The sequence below is a fragment of the Streptomyces sp. NPDC048277 genome (genome assembly GCF_040652235.1).
Classification (GTDB): domain Bacteria; phylum Actinomycetota; class Actinomycetes; order Streptomycetales; family Streptomycetaceae; genus Streptomyces.
In genome coordinates, this window is the sequence record NZ_JBEZLQ010000005.1 from 59,133 (window position 1) to 76,980 (window position 17,848).

Sequence of the window (17,848 nt, forward strand, 5' to 3'; positions counted from 1 at the left end):
CAGGAAAAGCGACATGAGCGTCACCGTCAACGGCCTCGACGAACTGAAGAAGCTCGCGGGCAGCGACCTGGGCACCAGCGACTGGATCGAGGTCACCCAGGACCGGATCAACACCTTCGCCGACGCGACCGGCGACCACCAGTGGATCCACGTCGATCCGGAGCGCGCGGCCGAGGGTCCCTTCGGCGCCCCGATCGCCCACGGCTACCTCACGCTGTCGCTGTTCATCCCGCTCTTCACCGAACTGCTGGACGTCCAGGGGGTCACCACGAAGGTCAACTACGGCCTGAACAAGGTCCGTTTCCCGTCCCCGGTGAAGGCCGGCTCCCGCATCCGGCTGTCCGGCCGGCTGGCGGAGGTCGAGGAGGTGCCCGGCGGGGTGCAGATCGCCGTCGACGGGACGATCGAGATCGAGGGCGCGACGAAGCCTGCGGCGGTTTTGCAGAGTCTGTCGCGGTTCTACGCCTGACCGGTGCGGTCAGGACGGGTGCGGTCAAGCCGCCGGTGGTCCCTCTTCACCCGCTCGGGCGCAGGCGCCTCACCTTTCACAGGCCGGGTGAGCTGCGAAAAGAAAAATGCGGGGGGCAACCGTCGCGCGGGACAGTCTGGCTGGCTGTACCTTTCTCACAGTGACCTTCGTCAGATTTCCATGTCAGCGAAGGCCAGTGCCCCACGCCCCACTTGATGCCCACTTAGGGAACGCCGTGACCATTCCAGCAAGAACCACTGCAGCAACGACTGTACAGTCGATGGTCGCCGCCGGGTCTCCCAAGGCCACGCTGCGTCTTGACACTCCGTCCGACCCGAAGAGCGTCCGAGGAGTGCGCCGAGCCCTTTCGTCCACCCAGGCAGCCAGAGGGGCAGGGGTGACCTTCCAGTCATCCATCTGAAGCCACATCCGCCGAAGTCGCCCGACACCCCGTGATGACCGGGCCCGTCGTCCCGCTGCGCCAGCTGGTGCTGAAGGTGCACAGCCGGTGCGATCTCGCATGCCGCCATTGCTATGTCTATGAGCATGCCGACCAGAGCTGGACGTCCAGGCCCCGGGTGATCTCCGAGGAGATCGTCTCCCGGACGGCGCTGCGACTGGCGGAGCACGCGAAGGCTCACGGACTCGCCTCCGTACAGGTCATCCTGCACGGAGGCGAGCCCTTGCTGGCTGGTCCGGCGCGCTTACGGTTCGTCTGCGAGCAGCTGCGCGACGCGCTGCACGGCATCGCCGACCTGGATCTGCGCATCCACACCAACGGCCTCCAGCTCACGGAGCGTTACCTCGACCTGTTCGCCGAGTACGACGTCCGGGTCGGGATCTCCCTCGACGGCGACCGCGCGGCCAACGACCGCTACCGCCTCCACCGCGACGGCCGCAGCAGCTACGACCAGGTGCTCGCGGCGATCGCCCGCCTCCAGCAGGACCGCTACCGGCACCTCTTCGCGGGCATCCTCTGCACGGTCGACGTGCGCAACGACCCCGTCGCCGTCTATGACACGCTCGCCGGGCTGCGGCCGCCGCGCATCGACTTCCTCCTCCCGCACGCCACCTGGGACACCCCGCCGCCACGTCCGCAGGGCACGGTCACCCCGTACGCCGACTGGCTGCTGGCGGTCCACGACCGGTGGACCGAGCAGGGCTGCCCGGTCCCGGTACGCCTCTTCGACTCGGTGATCAGCACCCTCGGCGGCGGCCCGGCCCGGACCGAGTCGATGGGCCTGGAGTCGGCCGACGTCGTCGTGGTCGAGACCGACGGCAGCTATGAGCAGGCTGACTCCCTCAAGACCGCGTACGACGGCGCGCCGGTCACCGGCCGGGACGTCTTCCGGCACTCCCTCGACGAGGTCTCCCGGCACCCCGGCATGACCGCACGCCAGCACGGACTCGACGACCTGTCCGCCCAGTGCCGAGGCTGCCCTGTGGTCCGCTCCTGCGGCGGCGGCCTCTTCGCGCACCGCTACCGCGGCGACGGCAGCGGATTCGACAACCCGTCGGTCTACTGTGCCGATCTGAAACGGCTCGTCGAGTCGCTGGGCACGCGCACCGGAGTCGACGCCGGCCGCCCGGTCGACGGCTTCGACGCCCTGGCCGACGGCACCGACGACGGCACCGCGGTACGGGCCCTGGCCGAGGTCCGGCAGCACGTCACCCTGGGCCTGCTGAAAGAGCTCAACACCGAATTCGCGCGTCCCGCGGGGAAGTTGTGGGAGCCGGCCTGGCAGCTCGCCCTCGACCTCCAGCTGCGCGACGAGCGTGTGCTCACCTCCTTCCTGTCGCACCCCTACACCCGCCCCTGGGCCGTGCGCTGTCTCGATGCCGCGGCCTCTCCCGACCACCTGGCCTCGCTGGTGGCCGCCGCGGCCCTGCCCGTCGGCGCGGTCGCCTCGGTCGAGGTACCGGTCGCCGACGGCTTCGCCCAGCTCCCCGGGGTGGGGCGCCTGCGCGTCGAGACCGCCGACCAGAGAGTCGAGTTGACCGCCGACGCCCTGCGGAGCGCCCGCTGGGAGCCGCTGCGCCGGCTGCCGTTCGGGGAGATCGACGTCGTCCTCGACGACATCGACCCGCACCGGGACACCTTCGCCGCCCCCGTCCTGCCGCGGCTGACGGACGACGAGGTCGCGCTCTGGCGTCAAGTGCTCGTACAGGCATGGGAGTTGATTGCCGGTGCGCTGCCGGGAACCGCTGCCGGAATGTCGGCCGGGCTGCGCGCGCTGACCCCGCTCGGCGCCCCGCCCGGACCCGGCACCACCTCCGCCGGAGGCGGCTTCGCCGCCCTCGGCCTGCACCTCGCACCCCGCGACCCCGAGCCCGTCCGCGCCGCCGCCGACCTGGTGCGTGGATTCCGGCTCGGCATCCTGGACGTCCTGCTCGACGAATGCGAACTGTACGACGAGGACGACGCGCCGACCGGAGCACTCCTCGCCGACACCTACGCCCGCGCCGCCACCGACGCCCTGTACGACGACCCCTCCTCGGCCGCCCGCACCCGGGCACAGTGGCGGGAGCTGTCGGACTCCGCCTCGCTGACCGCCCTCGGGCGGCGGTTCGTCGAGGGCATCGGGCGGTCACTGTGAAGGGCGGCGACGCCGGCACACTCGCCGAGGACCTCGCGGAACTCGGCGTCCGCCCCGGAGCGACCCTGCTCGTCCATGCCTCCCTGCGCCACCTGGGCGCCGGCCCCGAGACGGTCCTCGCCGCGCTGCTCGAAGTCCTCGGACCCGACGGTACGGTCGTCGTGCCGACCTTCACCGCCGGCAACTCCGACACCTCACCGTCGTACCTGAGCCGCACTCGCGACATGACGGAACGTCAACTGGCCTCCTACCGCTCGCAGATGCCGCCCTTCGAACGGGACCGGACCCCCTCCGAGGGCATGGGGCGGCTGGCCGAGGCCGTGCGGTGCGCCGCGGGGGCCGTGCGCAGCGCGCATCCGCAGACCTCGTTCGCGGCCCTCGGCGCCCGGGCACGGGACCTGACGGGCGGGCACGACGAGGAGTGCCACCTGGGGGAGCGGTCACCGCTCGCGCGGCTGGAGCGGGCGGGGGCGCAGGTGCTGCTGCTCGGAGTGGGCTACGAGGTGTGCAGCGCCTTCCATCTCGCCGAGTACCGGGTCGCCGAGCCGCCGAGCCGGGAGTACCGGTGCGTGGTGCTGCGGGACGGGAGACGCACCTGGATGTCGTACAAGGACGTCGGCCTCGACGACCGTGACTTCGCCGCCCTGGGAGCGGACTTCGAGCGGGAGGTGCCGGTCGTCGGGCGCGGGCGGGCGGGTGCCGGCGAGGCACGGCTGTTCCCGCTCGCGGCGGCCGTACGGTTCGCCGTCGGCTGGCTGTCCGAAAATCGCTTGTACGGGGTTTTCCGCTAGCCGTCACAAAACGCCGCACGGTTCTTACACTGAGTGTCCGCGCCCCGGACGACGGGGCGGGGGATCGGGGGATCCTGTGGAGCCGTTGGAACCGACGGGGGCGGACGCCACCGTGCCCTATTTCTTTCTCAGTTACGCGCATGTGCCGCGAGACGGCTCCGACGAGACCGACCCGGATCTCTGGGTGCACCGACTCTTCCGTGATCTGTGCGTGCACATCCGGAACATGACCACGGTGCCCGCCGGCTCGGCCGGTTTCATGGACCGGACCATGCGCGCGGGACAGATCTGGAGCCAGGAACTCGCCGATTCGCTCACGTCGTGCCGGGTGTTCGTCCCGCTGTACTCCCCGCGCTATTTCATCAGCCCCTGGTGTGGCAGGGAGTGGACCGTTTTCGGCCAGCGGCAGGCCCGGTACCTGAGACCGGACCAGCTCCGGGACCGCAGCCGGATATCCGACCTGCGCGGCCGGCCCACCGCTGTCGTACCCGCAGTGTGGGCTCCCGTCCCCGAGCACCGGATGCCCGAGTGCGTGCAGGACCTGCAGTACTACGGACCCGAACACACCGAACGCTACAAGCGGTTCGGGCTGTACGGACTGGCCAAGCTGAGCTCGTTCCGCAGCGACTACCAGAAGGCCGTACTGCTGCTGGCCCAGCGGATCGTCGAGGTGGGAGAGAACATCGTCGCCGAACGGGGCGATCCGGAGTCCCTGGACTCCGCGCACGACGCCTTCGCGCCCCGCACGGCGGTGCGTTCGGCGACCGGGCGCGGGCTGCGGATCAGTGTGGCGGCCGGTTCGCACGCGCGGCTGCCCGACGGCGCCGGCCCCGCCCACTACGGCCCCACCCCGCTGGACTGGCGGCCGTTCCACCCGGCCTACCCGTATCCGGTCGGCAAGCTGGCGTCCGAGATCGCGGCCCGCCTCGAATTCCGGCCCGACGTCATGGAGTTCGACCATGAGCGCGCTCCCGCCGAGGGGCCGGAGGTCCTGCTCCTCGACCGCCGGCTGCTGCGCGATCCCGAACACCGCACCAGACTGGGCGAGTTCGACGCCCGCGGCGCGGGGGCGACCGGCGTGGTCGTGCCGTGGAACGGGGCCGACCCCGACGCCGTCGCCGAACACGAGGTGGCCGCCGAGGTGGAGGCCGTCCTGCCGGAGCGCACCCGCCGCCAGCGGCAGGCCCGCCGCCCGGTCGTGATGGGCCCTGACCACCGGGCCCTGGGCGAACACCTGCCGCGCGTCATGCAGTGGGCCGCGACCGAGTACCTGAAGACGGCCACCCCCCGGACACCGCCCGGGGAGAGCCCGCCACGCTTCCGGCTGGGCGCCGGGGGCACGGCCATGACAGCCGACCAGCACACCGACCAGCACGGACACTGCCGGGACGCCGGGGAGGAAGACCGCGATGAGCCTTGAGGAGCAGGACGGCCGCGCAGGCCGCATCGTGACGTTCTACTCGTACAAGGGCGGCACCGGGCGCACGATGGCCCTCGCCAACGCCGCCTGGATCCTCGCCGCCAACGGCAAACGCGTCCTCGCCGTCGACTGGGACCTGGAGGCGCCCGGACTGCACCGCTTCTTCCATCCGTTCCTCGACCCGGCCACGGTCGGCGCCACCACCGGTGTCATCGACCTGCTCACCGAGTACGCCTGGGCGGCCACCGGCGACGACGGCGACGAAGATCGCCCCGAGGACTGGCACCGCGAGTACGCCCGCATCCAGCGCCACGCCGTGTCCGTGGAGTGGCCGTTCCCCGAGCCCGGCACCCTCGACCTGGTCACCGCGGGCCGGCAGAACCGCGACTACTCGGCGATCGTCTCCACCTTCGACTGGGACAACTTCTACGACCGGCTCGGCGGCGGCCTGTTCTTCGACGCGCTGCGCGAGGACATGCGGCGCAACTACGACTACGTCCTCGTCGACAGCCGTACCGGACTCTCCGACATCGCCGACATCTGCACCGCCCATCTGCCCGACCTGCTCGTCGACTGCTTCACCCTCAGCGACCAGAGCATCGACGGCGCCGCCGCGGTCGCCCGCGACATCCACGACCGGTTCCGCAGCCGCCGTATCCGCATCCTGCCCGTGCCGATGCGGATCGACGAGGGAGAGAAGGAGAAGGCCGACGCCGGCCGGTCCCTCGCGCGGGCCAAGTTCGACGGGTTCCCCTCCGGCATGGCCGAGGGCGAACTCGCCTCCTACTGGGGATCGGTGGAAGTGCCGTACCGGCCCTACTACGCCTACGAGGAGACGCTGGCCACCTTCGGCGACGAGGCCGGCAACCCCACCTCCCTGCTGTCCGCCTTCGAACGGCTCACCAGCGTGATCAGCGACCAGGCCGTCACCACGCTGCCGCGCATGGACGAGGACGTACGGCTCGGCATCAAGCGCCGCTTCACCCGCACCCGCTCCTCGCTCCCCGCCGACCTGCACCTGAGCTATGTCGCCGAGGACCGCATGTGGGCCGACTGGATCGGGGTGCTGCTGTCGCGGGCCGGGTTCCGGGTCATTCCCCGGTACGTCGGCTGCGAGGGCGACGGCGCCGAGCGGCCCGCGGACCGCACCGTCGTCGTGATCTCCCCGGCCTACCAGCGGTCCGCGCGCGCCCGCCAGGTGTGGGAGACGGCCACCGGCAACGACCCCACCGGACGCCGCCAGGTCGTGGCGGTCCGGGTCGGCGACTTCCGGCCGACGCCGGCGTTCGGCGAGTGGTCCTCCGTCGACCTGGTGCGCACCAACGAGAAGAACGCCGCCTCCGCCCTGCTGCGGGCCCTCGGCAAACCGCCGCTGCCGGTCGAGCTCTCCGACGACAGCATCACCCCCGACGCCCGCTTCCCGGACACCGTCCCCAGGATCTGGAACGCCTCCCCGCGCAACGCCACCTTCACCGGCCGCAGCGCCCTGCTGGAACACATCCGCGACGACCTCGGCAGCAGCGGCTCCGGCACCTCCTCCACGGCCTACGCGCTCTACGGCCTCGGCGGTGTCGGCAAGACCCAGATCGCGCTGGAGTACGTCCACCGGTTCGCCGCCGACTACGACCTGGTGTGGTGGATCCCCTCAGAACAGAGCGAACTCATCGTCTCCGCGCTGGCCGACCTCGCGCCCAAACTGGGGCTGCGGGTCGGCGACGACGCGGCGCAGGCCGCACAGGAGGTGCGGGACCATCTGCGTCAGTCCAGCCCGACCCTGCGCTGGCTGCTGGTCTTCGACAACGCCGACGAACCGCAGGAGGTCAGCCGGTACTTCCCCGGTGGCAACGGCCACGTCCTGGTGACCTCCCGCAACCAGACCTGGCTGCAGTACGGCGAGGCCCTGGAGATCGACCTGTTCCTGCGCGAGGAGAGCATCGAGCACCTGCTGCGCAGGGCCGCCGACCTCACCCCCGACGCCGCCGACCGGGTCGCCGAGGCCGTGGGCGACCTGCCCCTGGCCCTGGAACAGGCGGGGGCCTGGCTGGCCGAGACCGGCACGCCGGTCGACGAGTACCTGGCGGAACTCGGCGAACAGGCCGAGCGCGTCCTGTCGTTCAGCCAGCCCGCCAACTATCCCGAGCCGGTCGGCGCCACCTGGAACGTCTCCATCGAACGCCTCAAGGAACGCTCTCCGGCCGCCGTACGGCTGCTGCAGCTGTGCGCGTTCTTCGCCGCCGAACCCATCTCCATGAAACTCCTCTACGGCGACGAGATGATCCGCGTCCTGGCCGCCGAGGACCCCTCCCTCCAGGAGAAGATGGTCCTCGGCCGGATCATCCGGGAGATCGGCCGGTTCGCGCTCGCCAAGGTGGACCGCTCCCCGGGCTCGATCCAGGTGCACCGGCTCGTACAGGCCGTGATCCGGTCCCAGCTGACCCCCGTGGAACAGCTGGAGGCCCAGCACGTCGTGCACCGCATCCTCGCCGGCGCCCGGCCCACCGGCGAGGAACCCATCGACGACCCGGAGAACCAGCCCGTCTTCGCCGCCATCTGGCCGCACCTCGACGCCTCCGAGGCCAGCACCTGCGACGAACCCGAGACCCGCCAGCTCCTGCTCGACCGCGTCCGCTACCTGTGGAAGCGCGGCGACCTGAACGCCGCCCTCGCCTTCGCCGGAGGCCTGCGCACGCTCTGGGAAGGGCAGTTGAGGACCAGCCGCGAACGCGTCGCGGAACTCACGGAGGCCGGCGGCACGCAGGTGAGCCGGCCGGTGCCGGACGACGGCCGGCCACCGCGCACCCTTCCCGAGGAACGGCGCTACCTCACCAACCTCCAGATCCAGCTGCTGTACCTGCAGTTCCACATCGCCAACGTGCTGCGCTCCCTCGGCAAGTACGTGGAGGCGGCCGAACTGGGCTCCGACACCCTGGCCAGCCAGCGCTCGCTGCTGACCTCCGGACACCCGCACATCCTCATGACCGCCAGCGGCCTGGCCACGGACCTCGGCAGCATCGGGCGGTTCAACGACGCCCTGGACATGGCCACCGAGGCCTACCAGGGCTTCAACGAGAGCTTCGGCGAGGACCATCCGCGCACCCTCAGCGCCAACAACAACCGGGCCGTCTGCCTGCGCCTGCTCGGCCGCTTCAACGAGGCACGCGACGTCGACCAGGAGATCTACGACCGCCGCCGCAACGACCTGGGCGCCCAGCACCCGCACACCCTGATCAGCATCACCAACCTGGGCCGCGACCTGCGCGAGACCGGCGAGTACGACGCCTCGATCTCCCTGCTGCGCAGCAGCTACGAGTCGTACAAGGAACTCTTCGGCGAGGTGTACCCGGAGACCCTGCGCAACGCGAAGAGCCTCGCCGTCTCGCTGCGCAAGGCCGGGGTCGTGGAGGAGGCGCGGGCGCTGACCCTGCAGACCCGCGAGCACTACCGGCGCCGGGAGACCCCGCCGACCACCCCGGACGTGCTGGACTGCACCCTCAACTACGCGACGGACCTGTATGCGACCGGCGCCCGGGACGAGGCCCTCGCCCTGGCCCAGGACATCGTGCGGCAGTACCGCATAGCACCCGGCGAGCTGCATCCGGCGACGCTGGCGGCGGTGAACAACTGCGGGATCTTCCTGCGGGGTTCCGGCGAGGCGGACCAGGCCCGCATGCTGCTGGAGCGCAACCTCGGCGTGCTGCGCAAGGTGCTGGGCGACGGCCACCCCTACACGCTGGCCTGCGCGGTGAACCTGGCCAACACGCTCGCCGAACTGGACGAGCTGCGCCGGGCGGAGGAGCTGGAGCGGCTCGCCGTCGCCGGGTTCCAGGCGGCCCTCGGGTACAAGCATCCGGACACCGTCGTCTCGCGCGCCAATCTGGCGGTGACCCTGCGCGCCCTGCGCCGGATCCCGGAGGCGGACCAGCTGCAGGAGAGCGCGCAGGCGGACCTGGAGCGGCTGCTGGGGGAGGAGCATCCGCACACCGTGACGGTACGGGAGGGCAAGCGGATCCACCGGGACCTGGAGCCGCCCCTGGTGTGAGGGGCCGTCAGATACGGTCGGCGGCCAGCCGGCCGCGCCCGCCCAGCAGCCAGGTCACGACGTCCGGCAGCACCCGCAGCGACGCGAAGTGCGCAGCCCGCGGGTGCAGTACGGCCCTGCCGCCGGGAATGCGTTCGGCCAGCCATCGGGTGTGGCTGGCCGGTGCGAACACGTCCTGTTCGCCGTGCCAGAGGAGCACGGGCACGGAGATGTCGGCGAGCGAGAAGCCCCAGGGGGTGCAGAAGGACAGCGCGTCGTCGACCCAGCCGTCGGCGGACACGCTCAGCGCCTCACGGTAGTTGCGCAGCAGCATGGCCCGGATACCGGCGTCGGCGACCACCCGCAGGTCCGACTCGGTGAGCTCCCACCGCAGTTGGGTGAGCAGCTTGCGCGGGTCGGTGCGGATGGCGACGGACCGCTTGCGGAGGCTGGCGGCCAGCTGCTCGGGGCCGGCGAGCGCCTGGAGGTACTCGTGGACGTTGGAGGCGGCCATCCCGGCGAACCAGTCCAGCCCGTCGGCGTCGCGCGGAGCGAGGCTCACCAGCACCGCGACCCGGGTCACCCGGTCCGGCAGCAGCGCCGCGCAGGCCAGGGCGTGCGGGCCGCCGCCGGAGCGGCCCACCACGGCGAACCGCTCGATGCCGAGGGCGTCCGCGATGGCGGCGACGTCCGTGGACACATGGGCGACCTGACGGCCCGCCAGCCGGTCGGAACGGCCGTAGCCGGGACGGTCGTAGGTGATCAGGCGGACCCGCTGGTGGTACAGCAGCATCGGCCGGGGCGCGGGGCCGAGCCGGCTGCCGGGCGTGCCGTGCAGCAGGAAGACCGGCGATCCATGCGGATCGCCGGACACCTCCACCTCTAATCGCCGACCGTCACCGCTGTACACCTCGGTACGCATCCGCGGCCTCCTCGAAGCCCCCGTCAACTGCGGTATGCCCTGCCGTCGTGCAACGGCCATTCCCCATGGTGACCCAGATCATCCGGGTGTGCGGAGTTTTGGCGATATCGCAGAGGCCGGGGGCGGAGGAGCGACCCTCGTACGTGATGATCCGTCAGGAACCCACCACATCCACGAAGATCGGGTTGGAGTAGAACCACGTGTCCGCCCACGGGTCGCCGTTGCCCGGCTCGTGCGGGATCGGGCCGTGCGGGTCGATCGACGCGCCCAGGTAGCCCGTGCCGCCCCGGTTGCCGTCGCTGCCGCGCAGACGGACGTAGAAGGACTCGTCGCCCGCGGTGATCGGGACGCGCAGCGTGTAGGTGCCCTTGCGGCCGGACACGTCCGTCGTCCGGACGACCTTCGTGTCGGGCGCCTGCCAGGTGTCGCGGTCGGCGAGCGGGCCGCGCACCGCGCCCCGGATGACGTCGACGTGCGCCAACTGGGGCAGGATTCCCTGGGCGTTGGCCCGGGACGCGGTCGTCACCGTCACGTACAGGGTGATCCGCTCGCCCTTGCGGACCCGCAGCCGGCCGCCGAGGGTGACGCCGTCGCCGTGGTCGCAGTCCCGCTTCAGCCGGACGTCGAGACCGTCGAGCAGGTGGCCGTGGTCCAGCCAGACCCGGCCCGCGCGCAGGCCCGCCATCACCGCGCGGTAGCCGTAGCGGGTGACGCCGACGTGCGTGCGGCTGAACTCGCCGGGCCAGAAGTCGCTGCCGGGCTGCGTGGTGTCGGTGTTGACCGGGTCCGGCAGCCTGCCGGTGTTGTCGAAGTTCTGCCCCGCCGCCCAGTCGCCGTTCTTCCAGGTGTCGAAGACCGTGCGGTGGTTGTCGGAGTTGGTGGTGATCGTGAAGAGTCGGCCCTCCGACAGCATCGCGTCCCACAGGCCGCCGACCGTCGCCGTCGCCCAGTCGAAACCGCCGTACGTGAGGTACGCGTCCACCGGGTAGCCCGCCCAGGACTGGGCGGAGGGCTTGTTCTGGTACTCGCCGCGGATCGCCGTGGTGCCGCCCCAGCCGGGGATCGCGGCACCCTGGGCGCCGGGCGCGCCCTCCATACCGATCATGATCTCGGCGGCCGCGTCCCGCCAGTTGCGGATCTCGTGCGGGGAGTCGATGCCGAGGCGCAGCGGGTGGTTGGCGAGGACGAGGACGTCGTCGACATAGCCGGTGCGACGCTGCTCGGCCAGCCACTGGATGCCCTTGACGGCGTGGGCCTCGTTGCGGGCGGTGTCGGCCGCGCCGGCGGAGCCCTCGGTGTAGCCGAGCAGCTTGCCGTCGTAGGCCAGCTCGAACCGGGTGAGCAGGTCGGTCTCGTTGGGGCCGGGCGCGGCGAAGACCGTGCAGTGCTCGGCGGCCGGGATGTACCACTCCAGGCCCTGGAAGATCAGCTGGCGCGGGTTCTCGGCACGGGCCTTGAGGATCTCCGCGTGCTCCATCTTCGCGCCGTAGTAGGCGTGCCCGAAGTTGGAGTGCTCGTTGAACACCATCCAGTCCAGGCCGTACTTGGCGGCGGCCTGGGCCTGCTGGGAGAACGTGTACTTGGCGTCGTGGCTGTACACGGAGTGGACGTGGTGGTCGCCGACCAGGTAGGCGAGGCGCGGGTCCTCGCCGCCCAGGTCCCGGCCGCCGGCGGAGGCGGCGGCGGGCGCGGCGAGCGCGGGGACGGCCGCCCCGCCCAGCGCGAACGCGGCGCCGAACAGGCCCGCACGGCGCAGGAGTCCGCGTCTCGACACGCCCTGGGCGTCGAGTTCGGCGGCGGAGACGGAGGGATCGGCCCAGGTGGGCAGCTGCTGCTCGGTCATGAGAGTGGTGATCCTCGTAACGGGGGTCAGTGGGTCATGAAGGAGGAGACGGGCAGGGCCCGGGAGACGATCCGGACGTCGCCGAGGCGGCCGTGCAGGATCTGGTCGATCTTGTCCGCGTACTCGTAGCCGCCGAGCAGCCAGGGCTTGCCGGACGAGGCGATGCCGATCGCGGGGGCGTGCGGGTTGCGGGCCACCGGGCAGCCCTGGACGTACATGACCGTGTGCCGGCCGTCGTTGACCACGGCCACGTGCCACCAGATCTCGGGGTCGGTCTCGTCGCCCCAGTTGGTGGCCAGCTGCTGCTGGTTGAGCGGGTGCGCCGCCCACTGCGGGCCGGGGCCGTCGGAGAGGGAGAGCGTGGCGAGGGGCTCGTCGGGGTCGTCGGTCACCGTGCCCACCGAGCCGTTGCGGCCGGTGCGGCTGACCAGTCCGGACCAGGCGTTGTGCGAGGCGTTCCAGTCGGCGGGCAGCCGGTAGAACGCCTCGATGGTGTAACCGTCCTTGAACGTCGCCGAGTTGAGCGGGGCGCCGTCGATCGTCTTCAGGTACGCGCCCTTCAGCGGGGACTTGTAACCCGTGAACTCCAGGCTGCCGTGGCCCGGCTGGTCCGGGTGGTGGTCCGCCGACCAGCCGAGGGTGCCGCCGCCCACCGAGACCACGGTGAGGTCGTTGCCGTTGCCGGACAGGTCACGGACCGTACCGGAGACGGCCGAGTCGAACCGCCAGTAGGCGGCCGTGCCGCGGACCAGCAGCTGCGAGGCGGGCCGCGCCGGGCGGACCGGCACCGGGTCGAAGCCGGCGAAGCGGTCCGCGAAGTCGATGCCGACGGAGAAGCGGTCCTCGTCGCCGCTGAGCTCGATCTCCTGCCGCTCCAGCTCGTTGAGGCCCTTCTTGGCCCGGCCGAGGATCCACGGCGAGACCGTCTCCACGTCGATGACGTCGCGGTCCAGGTCGAAGTGGTAGAGGCGGATCATCGCCGCGCCGCCGAAGTAACGGTTCTGGTAGTTCGTCAGGTGCAGGTGCACCTCGTTGCCGGCCGCGTTCGTGCGGGTGGCGCGGCGCGCGGGCCAGTAGTGCCCGTTCAGGGTGAGGAAGATCTGGTCGTGCTCGTTGATCAGCTGGTCCCACAGCTGCTGCCCGTACGACGACAACGTGTCGTCGTCCACGACCAGTTCGTGGGTGGTGAGGATGACCGGCGTCTTCGGGTGCTGGGCGATGACGTCCTTCGCCCAGGCGTAGCCCTTCGCCGACAGCCGCCAGTCCAGCGCCAGGACGAGCCACTCCCGCCCGGCCGCCTGGAACAGGTGGTAGGTGTTGTAGCCGTCCGAGGAGGCGCCCCCGAACGTGGACTTGTCCTGGAAGCGCTGCGGGCCGAACGCGTCCAGGTACGGCGTGTCGCCGCGCTGGTCGTCCGTGGACGACCTGATGTCGTGGTTGCCCGCCAGCACGCTGTAGCCGACCCCGCGCCGGTCGAGGATCCCGAACGCGTCGCTGATCGCGGTGAATTCCTCGACGGCGCCGTTCTGGGTGAGGTCACCGAGGTGCGACAGGAAGACGATGTTGTCCTCCTTGGCCTGCTCCAGCAGATACCGCAGGGAGGCCTCGATCGGCGCCGGGTTGATGCTCGGACCGTCGAAGAGGTACTGGGTGTCGGGCATCACCGCGAGGGTGAAGCGCCGGCTCTCGGTGTCGGGCCGGAAGCCGGACCCCGAGGCCGCCTCGGCGACGGTCGGCAGCGCGACCCCGGCCGTGGCGGCGGCGCCGAGGAGCGCGGTGGCCCTGAGGAAGGTGCGTCTTCCGGCTCCGGCCTGCGCGGCCTCGCCCTGGGGGTGGTCATGCGAAGTACACACGAGTGCTCCGTGGGTAAGCAGAAGTGACGGCGAAGGGCGTGGGGGGATCTCAGAGGACGCGCAGGGTCCAGCTCCAGCGGTGGACGCCCGGTGCGACGAGGTAGGAGGGGAAGGTGTCGGGACCGCACGAGGCCGTACCGAGGCCCCGGTGTGCGGCGTCGATGTGGACCACACAGCCGGCCCGCGGCACGAGTTCGTCGTGGTGCGTGACGGCGGTGAGGTCCTCGGCGCGGTAGCGGGTGACGGAGACCTGGCGGGGCTCGTCGAGTTCGACGGCGAGTCCGGTGGCGTCGGACGCCGACAGCGTGAACCGCCGTACGCCGTGCCGGCCGCCGCTCTCCTGGGGCCGGAGGTAGGGGGTGAACAACTCGTCCACGGGGAGCGAGTGGTGGCCGACCGGGGCTCCGGCGGCGCGGTCCGGGTACGACTCCCAGGGACCCTGACCGAACCACTCCAGCAGATCGAGCCCGGCCACCGTCTCGAAGACCGAACCCACCCGGGCCACGTCGTCGAACTCCTCCGGGAGCTCGGCCGACTCGTCGACCCGGACACCGCCCTCGACCGGCGTGAACTCCTGCTGGTGCCGTACGACTCCCACGGTGCCGGCGTACTCCGCGAGCACGGTCACCCGGTCGCCGTTGTGGCGTACGGAGACCACCTTGCGCACCAGCTGGTCCAGGCCCCAGGTCCGCCAGCGCAGCGCCATGCCGCCCAGCTCGTCGTTGTCGGTGGGCGCCCGCCACAGCGACAGCGTCGGCGCGACCGTGAGCAGCGGGTGCAGCAGCAGCCCCTCGCCGTCCACCTCGACGGCCGGTCCCGCCGCCACCGGCTCGCCCACGGGGTCCGCGGCCCGGAGCCGGATCTGCGGCGCGCACACCTCCGTACCGGCCGGCGCCCACGCCTGGTCCTCGGCGACGGTGACCCGCAGCGTCAGCCACGCCTCCCCGCCGTCCGCGGGTACCTCGAACGGCAGCGGTACGGCCGCGGTCTCACCGGGCCGCAGCTCGGGCAGCTCGGCCGGGCCGGTCAGGGTACGGCCGTCGGCCAGCGCCAGCTCCCAGGTGCCGGTCAGCCAGTCCAGGCCGCGGAAGTGCTGGTGGTTGGCGAGGACCACGCCCTCGTGCTTGAAGCACCGGATGCGGACCGGCGAAGCGATCTCCCGGTGCTCGTACATCGCGGGCTTGGGGGTGCGGTCGGGGAAGACGATCCCGTCCGCGACGAACGCCCCGTCGTGCAGGGCCTCGCCGAAGTCGCCGCCGTACGCCCAGCGGTGGCCGGGCGCGGCGACACCGTTGTCATACAGTCCGGCGCCCGTGCGCCCGACCGGTCTTCCGTCGCTCACCCGCTGGAGAATTCCGTGGTCCCAGAACTCCCAGATGAACCCGCCCTGAAGACCCGGAGTGGACTCGATGGCGGCCCAGTGGTCGGCCAGCGTGCCGTTGCTGTTGCCCATGGCGTGCGAGTACTCGCACTGGATCAGGGGCTTGGTCTGCTCCCCGGACAGCGCGTGCGCCACGCAGTCCTCCAGGGACGCGTACATCGGGCAGGCGATGTCGGACGCCACGTCCGGGTCCGCCCAGCCGCGCTTGGCCGCCCCCTCGTACTGGACGGGCCGGGTCGGGTCGTGCCGCCGCACCCAGCCCGCGGCCGCGTCGTGGTTGGCGCCGTAGTCGGACTCGTTGCCCAGCGACCAGACGATGATGGAGGGGTGGTTCTTGTCGCGCAGCACCATGCGTGAGACGCGGTCCACGAAGGCGTTCAGATAGCGCGGGTCGTCGGCGATCTCGTGCGCGTGGTCGTGGGACTCGATGTCCGCCTCGTCGACGACGTAGAAGCCCAGTTCGTCGGCGAGGCCGTACAGGGCCGGGTCGTTCGGGTAGTGCGAGGTGCGGATCGCGTTGAACCCGAACCGCTTCAGCACCACCAGGTCCGCGCGCATGTCGTCGTACGACACCGTCCGCCCGGTGAGGGGGTGGAAGTCATGGCGGTTCACCCCGCGGATGAACACGCGCTCGCCGTTGACCAGCAGGTCCCGGCCGACGATCTCGACGTCCCGGAAGCCGATGCGCTGGTACGACGTGTCGGCGACCGTGCCGTCCGCGCGGTGCAACCGGACGGTCAGCCCGTACAGTTCGGGCTCCTCCGCGTTCCAGGTGCGCACCTCGGGCACGACCGCGTGGATTCGGGCCTCGCCGAGGAAGTCGGAGACCCGGTCGTCCTCGGTGTTGAGCCGGTCGAACTCGGCGTCCTGCGCGAGGAGTTCACCGTCCAGGTCGGCGGTGACGTACCAGCCCCCGGGCAGCGCCCGGTCGCCCGCCGCGTTCCGCACCAGACAGTCCACCCGCAGTTCGCCGTCCTGCCGCGCCCGCACGGTCACGTCCGCGAGATACAGCGGGTCGGTGGTGTACAGCAGCACGGAACGGGTGATCCCGCCGTGCCACCAGTGGTCCTGGTCCTCGATGTGCGTGGCGTCCGACCACTTGACGACGGTCAGCCGCAGCACCGACCGCTCCCCGGGGCGCACGACCCCGGTCAGGTCGAACTCGGCCGCCAGATGGGAGTCCTTGGAGACGCCGACGGGCCGCCCGTCGACCTGCACGAGCAGCACGCTCTCCGCCGCGCCCACCTGGAGCACGATCCGCCGTCCGGCCCACTCGGCGGGGACGTCCAGCTCACGCTCGTAGACCCCGGTGGGGTTGGCGGCGGGGGAGAGCGGGGGGAATGCCGGGAACGGCATCTGCACGTTCGTGTACTGCGGCAGGTCGTCCGTGCCCTGCACGGTCCAGGCACCGGGGACGTGTGCCGTCGACCACGCACCGCCGACCGGCGCGTCCGGAGCGGGCAGCAACTGGAAACGCCAGTCGCCGTCCAGGGGGAGTGCTCCGGAGCGCCGGTCGACGGCGTTCATGGGCAGCCGCCCCCAGGAGGTCACCTCGGGTGCCTCCCAGGGGCGGAGTGCCGTCAGGGGGTTCAGCTGCGGTTGTGCGTCGGTCATGACCATTCCGAAGTCGGTGCGGGCGGCGGTAGGACCCGGCCCGGCAGGTTCCAGGCGGGGTCGGCGGGGATGCCGAGACGGTCCAGGACGGTGGGGGCGATGTCGACGAGCCGGGGCGCGTCGAGCCGGGCGGCGGCGGGCCTGCCGGGGTCGGCGCCGCCCGGCTCGGCGAGGACGACGAAGACCTCCCGTTCGGCGCGGGTGTCGCCGCCGTGTCCGCCGGTGTCGAGGTGACCGTGGTCGGTGGTGACCAGCACGGTCCAGCGCTCGCCGGCACGGCGGGCCTCGATCGCGGCCAGCAGCCGTCCGAGGTGGCCGTCCTGGGCGAGCAGAGCCTCGTCGTAGGCGGCGGAGAAGGGGCCGGAGGCGTGTGCGGCCTCGTCGGTGGCGCCGAAGTACACGAACAGGACGTCCGGGGCGTCCTGTTCACTCAGCCAGTCAGCGGCGGTGCGCGCGACACGGCGGTCCGCGGATGCGTAGCCGTCGGTCTCGCCGTCGTGGTGCACACGCAGGCCGACGGCCGGGCCGAGGACACCGCGATGGACCAGCTCGGGCCAGGACACCGCGGCCGCGGTGCGCAGACCGGGGCGGGCGGTGGCCGCGCGGCTGAGGAAGTCGGGGTGGCGGGTGAGGTCGGCGCCGGCGAAGTCGTTGCCGGTCACCCCGTGCCGGTCGGGCCACACCCCGGTCAGCACGCTCGACCAGCCGGGCCCGGAGTCGGTGTAGGCCATGCTGGTCGACGGCCCGTCCGCGGCCTGGCCGTCCGCCTCGCCGTACGGCAGCAGGCTGGTGCCGTACGCGCCCGCGGCCATCAGGCCGTGCAGCACGGGCGCCGCCGCACGGCCGCGGGCCAGCCGGTCGAAGCGCAGCCCGTCCATCCCGACCACGAGCACCTTGCCGCGCCCCGGCCGCCCTGCCGCCCCGTCGTACGGCACCGCCC

10 protein-coding genes are annotated in these 17,848 nt (G+C 71.7%); 5 read left to right on the plus strand and 5 right to left on the minus strand.

From position 1 onward, the window contains the following. Positions 1-13 precede the first annotated feature (13 nt). From AB0D85_RS13150 to fxsT, 5 genes are all read left to right on the plus strand, one after another. The gene (locus AB0D85_RS13150) at positions 14-469 is read left to right on the plus strand and encodes a MaoC family dehydratase (RefSeq protein ID WP_362318169.1); all 456 of its coding nucleotides are present in this window, start codon (positions 14-16) and stop codon (positions 467-469) included. Between the two features lie 455 nt (positions 470-924). Next, positions 925-3,066, plus strand: coding sequence for an FxsB family cyclophane-forming radical SAM/SPASM peptide maturase (locus AB0D85_RS13155; RefSeq protein WP_362318172.1), 2,142 nt, complete (start codon positions 925-927; stop codon positions 3,064-3,066). Further along, on the plus strand, positions 3,063-3,857 hold the full coding sequence (locus AB0D85_RS13160; RefSeq protein WP_362318175.1) for an AAC(3) family N-acetyltransferase: 795 nt from the start codon (positions 3,063-3,065) through the stop codon (positions 3,855-3,857). The genes AB0D85_RS13155 and AB0D85_RS13160 overlap by 4 nt, the downstream gene beginning before the upstream one ends. Before the next feature lie 112 nt (positions 3,858-3,969). Then, positions 3,970-5,277 carry a TIR-like protein FxsC gene (locus AB0D85_RS13165; protein WP_362318178.1) on the plus strand — a complete coding sequence of 436 codons (1,308 nt, stop codon included), beginning with the start codon at positions 3,970-3,972 and terminating at the stop codon, positions 5,275-5,277. Then, positions 5,267-9,316 carry an FxSxx-COOH system tetratricopeptide repeat protein gene (fxsT, locus tag AB0D85_RS13170; RefSeq protein WP_362318181.1) on the plus strand — a complete coding sequence of 1,350 codons (4,050 nt, stop codon included), beginning with the start codon at positions 5,267-5,269 and terminating at the stop codon, positions 9,314-9,316. The genes AB0D85_RS13165 and fxsT overlap by 11 nt, the downstream gene beginning before the upstream one ends. Positions 9,317-9,323: 7 nt before the next feature. On the opposite strand, the gene AB0D85_RS13175 is transcribed toward fxsT, so the two are convergent. The 5 genes from AB0D85_RS13175 to AB0D85_RS13195 form a co-directional block, all read right to left on the minus strand. Further along, positions 9,324-10,217: an alpha/beta hydrolase gene (locus AB0D85_RS13175; RefSeq protein ID WP_362318184.1), complete on the minus strand. Its 894-nt coding sequence runs from the start codon at positions 10,215-10,217 to the stop codon at positions 9,324-9,326. A 154-nt stretch (positions 10,218-10,371) separates the two neighbouring features. Continuing rightward, the gene (locus AB0D85_RS13180) at positions 10,372-12,060 is read right to left on the minus strand and encodes a PHP domain-containing protein (protein WP_362318187.1); all 1,689 of its coding nucleotides are present in this window, start codon (positions 12,058-12,060) and stop codon (positions 10,372-10,374) included. A gap of 26 nt (positions 12,061-12,086) precedes the next feature. Beyond that, entirely contained in the window at positions 12,087-13,913 is a 1,827-nt protein-coding gene (locus AB0D85_RS13185) for a LamG-like jellyroll fold domain-containing protein (RefSeq protein ID WP_362318189.1), read from the minus strand. Positions 13,914-13,962: 49 nt separating this feature from the next. Further along, entirely contained in the window at positions 13,963-16,908 is a 2,946-nt protein-coding gene (locus AB0D85_RS13190; protein WP_362318193.1) for a glycoside hydrolase family 2 TIM barrel-domain containing protein, read from the minus strand. After that, entirely contained in the window at positions 16,905-17,843 is a 939-nt protein-coding gene (locus tag AB0D85_RS13195; protein ID WP_362318196.1) for an alkaline phosphatase family protein, read from the minus strand. Before AB0D85_RS13195 ends, AB0D85_RS13190 begins: the two co-directional genes overlap by 4 nt. Positions 17,844-17,848 lie beyond the last annotated feature (5 nt).